This is a genomic window from Actinacidiphila paucisporea (assembly GCF_900142575.1).
In the GTDB taxonomy this organism is placed as follows: domain Bacteria; phylum Actinomycetota; class Actinomycetes; order Streptomycetales; family Streptomycetaceae; genus Actinacidiphila; species Actinacidiphila paucisporea.
The window spans coordinates 1-2,683 of the sequence record NZ_FRBI01000070.1; the positions used below are offsets into that span (position 1 = coordinate 1).

2 protein-coding genes are annotated in these 2,683 nt (G+C 69.0%); one reads left to right on the forward strand and one right to left on the reverse strand.

Annotation, left to right across the window (positions count from 1 at the left end; genetic code table 11):
• A partial coding sequence (locus BUE44_RS35540; protein ID WP_107415961.1) for an extracellular catalytic domain type 1 short-chain-length polyhydroxyalkanoate depolymerase occupies positions 1–1,043 on the reverse strand: 1,043 nt, incomplete at its 3' end.
• A gap of 600 nt (positions 1,044–1,643) precedes the next feature.
• Here BUE44_RS35540 and BUE44_RS35545 point away from each other — a divergent pair.
• Positions 1,644–2,683: endo-1,4-beta-xylanase (locus BUE44_RS35545; protein ID WP_079190375.1), on the forward strand; the 1,040-nt coding region annotated here is incomplete at its 3' end.

The following is a 2,683-nucleotide window of genomic DNA, read 5'->3' on the forward strand; positions in this document are numbered from 1 at the left end:
CCCGTGGACGTACCCGTGCTCGTACCGGTCGACGTACCGCCCGACGTGCCCGAGGAGCCGTCCAAACCGAAGAAGGTGATCGCGCGGGCCACCATGCCGCTGGACGGCAGGGAGTGGCCGACGCCCTGGACGCTGATCGCCTCGACCGGGGCCTGCGTGACGTTGGAGCCGTAGCGGGTACGGGTCCAGCCGGACTGCGGGCTGTCGGTCAGGACCGGGGTCTGGCTCACGCCCAGCACGTTGGTCCACTGCTTGATCTCTTCGCCGAAGTTGTTGTAATTCAGCGTCGTGTCGGCCGTGCCGTGCCACAGCTGCACCCGGGGGTGGGGGCCGCTGTAGCCGGGGTAGGCGGCGCGGACCAGGTCGCCCCACGCCTGCGGCGTCCTGCTGATCTGGCCGTTGGCGCAGGCGGTGTTCCAGCCGGAGCCGTCGGTGGTGGCGAAGCAGCCGAAGGGCACGCCCATGAAGGCGGCGCCGGCCTTGAAGATGTCCGGGTAGTCGCCCAGCAGCACGTCGGTCATCATCGCGCCGGACGAGGCGCCGGAGACGTAGACGCGGCTCGCGTCGGCCGCGTTGTGCTGTTCGACGTAGGCCACCATCGAGGCGATGCTCGTCGGGTCGCTGCCGCCGTTGTGGGTGAGCGCCTGCGGGGACGAGACGTCGAAGCACTGGCCGCTGACGTTGGCGTCCGGGTAGATCACGATGAAGCCGTACTGGTCGGCCATCGAGGCGTAGTCGGTGCCCGAGTAGAAGCCGGGTCCCGTGCCGGTGCAGTAGTGGACGGCGACCAGGACCGCCGGGTTGGCCTTCACCGAGTTCGGTACGTACTCGTACATCCGCAGGTTGCCCGGGTTGCTGCCGAAGTTGGTGACCTCGGTCAGCGAGGCCGCCGAGGCGCTCTGCGGGGACAGGGTGAGCGCGGCCAGGATCGAGGCGACCGCGGCGAGCAGGGCGGTCAGGAGCGTGCCGAGACGCTTCTTCCCGCTGCCATGGCGGATGCCGGCGAGGAGGCCGGCGCCGCGCGGCGCTCGTGTGGGGGGCATGGCGGTTTCCTTTCGAGGCGTTGCCGCCCTGGTGAAGGCTCCCTCTCCGACCAGGGTGGCGTTGCGGGTGTGGGGCCCGCAAGACTTTGCGAAAGTTTTCGACCCGTGCGCGAATGTTTCGGGCACCTTAGGGCCGCAAAGTGACGGCGTCAATACATCTGGCGACGTCCGGTGGCTGGCGGCCGTTCGGCGGGTTCCGCCCGTTGTCCCTGGTGTACCACCGGAAAACGGCCCGCACGCAGGTATCGCACGGCTAACGGACACCCTGTCAGCAGGCCGTGCCCGTCGGCCGGTTGTTTCGGAAAGGGGTCGTTGACGTTTCGAAGGCCAGGGTCCACACTGGCCAGCGATCCACCTCCTCCCGGCCACGCCGCGCAAGCGGCACAACTCCCGTGGCTGCAACACCCTCGCGAATGGACCCCCACCCGTTCGGACGGTGCGACACGCGCTGATCCGGACTGCCAGCAGAAGAGGAAGAAGAGGTTGGAAGTGATCAGTCACACCCCCCGAGACCGCGGCGAGTCCGGCACACGCCGGCGATCAGGACTGCGGATCGCGATCGCCGCGGGCACGGCGGGCGCGGTGGCGGCCATCGGCCTGATGACCACCGCCGGCACCGCCCACGCCGTCGGCACCCTGGGCAACGCGGCCGCCGCACAGGGCCGTTACTTCGGCGCCGCGGTCAGCACCGCCCACCTGGGCGAGGCCGCCTACGCCGCCGCCCTGGACGCCGAGTTCGGCGCGGTCACGCCCGAGAACGAGATGAAGTGGGACACGATCGAGGCGAGTCAGAACTCGTTCAACTTCGGTCCCGGTGACCAGATCGTCGCGCACGCCCAGGCACAGAACATGAAGATCCGCGGCCACACGCTGGTCTGGTACCAGCAGCTGCCCGGCTGGGTCTCCGGGTTGAGCGCCTCCGCGCTCGAATCGGCGATGAACAACCACATCACCCAGGTGATGACCCACTACAAGGGCAAGATCTACGCCTGGGACGTCGTCAACGAGGCCTACCAGGACGGGTCGTCCGGCGCCCGCCGCAGCTCCCCCTTCCAGGACAAGCTGGGCAACGGCTTCATCGAGGAGGCCTTCCGCACCGCGCGGGCGGCCGACCCGAACGCCAAGCTCTGCTACAACGACTACAACACCGACGGCGTCAACGCGAAGAGCACCGCCGTCTACAACATGGTCAAGGACTTCAAGGCCCGCGGCGTCCCGATCGACTGCGTGGGCTTCCAGGGCCACTTCAACAGCCAGTCGCCGGTCCCCGGGGACTTCCAGGCCAACCTCCAGCGCTTCGCCGACCTCGGCGTCGACGTCCAGATGACGGAGGTCGACGTCGCGGGCTCCGGCACGGCGCAGGCCAACGACTACTCCACCATCGTCAAGGGCTGCCTCGCGGTGACCCGCTGCACCGGCATCACGGTGTGGGGCGTCACCGACAAGTACAGCTGGCGCTCCAGCGACACCCCGCTGCTGCTGGACGGCAACTACCAGAAGAAGGCGTCCTACAACGCCGTGCTCGCCGCCCTCGGCGGCGGAGGCGGCACGTCGGGCGGTACGTCGACCGGTACGAGCACGGGTACGTCCACGGGCACGTCCACGGGCACGAGCACGGGTACGTCGACGGGCACGAGCAC